Source organism: Streptomyces katrae (assembly GCF_000966975.1).
Classification (GTDB): Bacteria; Actinomycetota; Actinomycetes; order Streptomycetales; family Streptomycetaceae; genus Streptomyces; species Streptomyces katrae.
The window spans coordinates 1-2,444 of the sequence record NZ_JZWV01001413.1; the positions used below are offsets into that span (position 1 = coordinate 1).

Consider the following 2,444-nt stretch of genomic DNA (forward strand, 5'->3'; position numbering starts at 1 on the left):
AGGATCGCGGCACCCGACTGGGCCGAGGCCAGCGCCAGGACCAGCAGCGACGGCGGGTGCGAGTTGGTCCGCGCCGCACCCGGCACCCCGACCATCGAGGCCGGGTAGTGGAACACCGCCAGCAGCACCGCGAACAGCGCGGCCCCGCCCGCCAGCAGCAGCCACGCCCCGCGCCGCCCGATCCGCCGCTCGCCCCACGCGACGCCCAGCTGATAGGCGAACAGCCAGCCCGGCAGGACGTTCAGCACGGACAACCAGGACGGCACCGAACCGGCGAACGGCCCGTACCGCAGGAAGTCCACCACCGCGACCGACACCAGCAGCGGAGCCGCCGCCCAGCCGCCCAGCCGGCCCGCCGCCCGGACGCAGTACGGGGTCAGCGCCGTCACCACGGCATACACCCCGACGAACCACAACGGCTGGACCACCAGGGTCGCCCCCGTCCGCAGCGTGGTCTCCGGAACCCCCGCCGCGTACAGCACCGGCGCGGCCAGCGCCCACACGGCCGTCACCCCCAGCACCGGCCGCCCCAGCCGCACCATCCGCCCCTTAAGCCAGGCCCCGGTCGAGCCCGTCCGACGGCGGAAGGAGAGCACCGAGGCATAGCCGCCGACCAGGAAGAAGACACCGAGCATCTGGAGCACCCAGCTCGCCGGGGCGAGGGCGCCGACGGCCGACAGCGGACTGGCGTTGTGCAGGCCGCCCTCCGCGTCCAGGGTGAATCCGCCGAGCAGCCAGTGCCCGGTCGGCACCGCCAGCAGGGCCAGCGCCCGCAGCCCGTCGACCGCCCGGTCCCGGTGGGCGGGCGTCCGCCTCTCGATCCGGTCCGCGGCCCGCCGCAGCGCGGCCCCCGCTCCCGCCCCGGCCCCCGCCGGCGCGGCCCTGAAGAGCGTCCTCCCGAAGCGGCGCATGCCCTGTCCCCTCTCTCCTCGTGACGGAGAGGAAGGTAGGAATCAGGTACCCGGCGGCACGTCCCACCCGGGAGCCAAGCCGTGTGTCATACCCCGGTAGGGGGTGGAGGAGACGGACGGGCGGACGTGCGCCACAGGACCGGCCCGCCGGCCCGCCTCACTTCTGGGCGTGCTGCCCCAGGTAGAACAGCAGCATCACGAACGCGGCGAACACGTGCGTGCCGGCGATGTAGAAGAAGGCGCGCAGCGCGACGCCCTTCGCCTTCCACTTCTCCTGCTCGGCGGCCGCCCGCTTCCCGGGGCCGCCGCGCTCCTGGCCGTCGTCCGTCATGACCACCGGTCTCCCTCGACGCTCTCGCACAACCCCGCGAGTCTAGGGGGTGTCCGGAGTGCCCGCGGAGCCCGCCCCGCCCGGCCCGCTACCCCGAGTCGCCCGGGCGGACCAGCCCCGCCTCGTAGGCGAAGATCACCGCCTGGGCCCGGTCGCGCAGGTCCAGCTTGCCCAGCACCCGCCCGATGTGGGTCTTGACCGTCTGCTCCGCCAGCACCAGGTGCGCGGCGATCTCCTGGTTCGACAGCCCCCGCGCGATCAGCTCCAGCACCTCCGTCTCGCGCGGGGTCAGACCGTTCAGCCGCAGCGCCGGATCCTTGCGCGGCGCCGGCCGCTGCCGTACGAAGTCCGCGATCAGCCGGCGCGTCACCGAGGGAGCCAGCAGCGCCTCGCCCGAGGCCACCACCCGGACCGCCGCGATCAGGTCGGCGGGCGGGGCGTCCTTCAGCAGGAACCCGGACGCGCCCGCGCGCAGCGCCTCGTACACGTAGTCGTCGATGTCGAAGGTGGTCAGCATCAGCACCTTCGGCCGGTGCGTCACCCCCGGCGGCGGCTCCAGGACCTCCCGGGCCGCCGAGAGCCCGTCCAGCTCCGGCATCCGGACGTCCATCAGCACCACGTCCGGGTGCAGGGTCCGCGCGAGCCGTACGCCCTCCCGGCCGTCGGGCGCCTCGCCCACCACGTCGATGTCGGCCTGCGCCGACAGCAGCGCGGCGAACCCCGCCCGCACCATGGCCTGGTCGTCGACGATGATCACTCGGATGGTCAACTGGAGTCCTCGGTCCGGGAGGCGAGCGGCAGCCGGGCGGCGACCCGGAAACCGCCCTCGGGCAGCGGGCCCGCGTCCAGGGTCCCGCCGGTCAACCGTACGCGCTCGCGCATCCCCACCAGACCGTGCCCCGTGCCCGCGCCCGCACCCTCCAGCGCCTCCGCCTCCTCCGGCGCCGGGCCGTTGACAACCAGCACGAGCACCACCCCCTCCTCCGCGGAGTGCGTCACCGACACCCGGGTCCGCGCCCCCGGCGCGTGCCGCACCACGTTCGCCAGGGCCTCCTGCACGATGCGGTACGCCGACAGGTCCACGGCCGGATCCGCCCGTGCCGCCTCCGCCACGCCCGAGGCCAGGGACAGCTCCACCGGCTGCCCGGCCCGTACGGTCGCCTCCACCAGCTGCTGGATCCGGGCGACCCCGGGCTGCGGCG

General features: G+C 75.1%; 4 protein-coding genes. All 4 read right to left on the bottom strand.

Translation table 11 applies throughout. The annotated features are described in order from the left end of the window. On the bottom strand, window positions 1–911 hold a 911-nt coding region (locus VR44_RS37810), incomplete at its 3' end, for an acyltransferase family protein (protein WP_245692839.1). Between the two features lie 157 nt (window positions 912–1,068). Next, a complete protein-coding gene (locus tag VR44_RS46200; protein WP_169791088.1) occupies window positions 1,069–1,242 on the bottom strand; it encodes a DUF6126 family protein in 174 nt (57 codons plus the stop codon). Window positions 1,243–1,330: 88 nt separating this feature from the next. Further along, window positions 1,331–2,011: a response regulator gene (locus VR44_RS37820; RefSeq protein WP_045952206.1), complete on the bottom strand. Its 681-nt coding sequence runs from the start codon at window positions 2,009–2,011 to the stop codon at window positions 1,331–1,333. Continuing rightward, a partial coding sequence (locus VR44_RS37825; protein ID WP_045952207.1) for an ATP-binding protein occupies window positions 2,008–2,444 on the bottom strand: 437 nt, incomplete at its 5' end. The genes VR44_RS37825 and VR44_RS37820, both read right to left, overlap by 4 nt.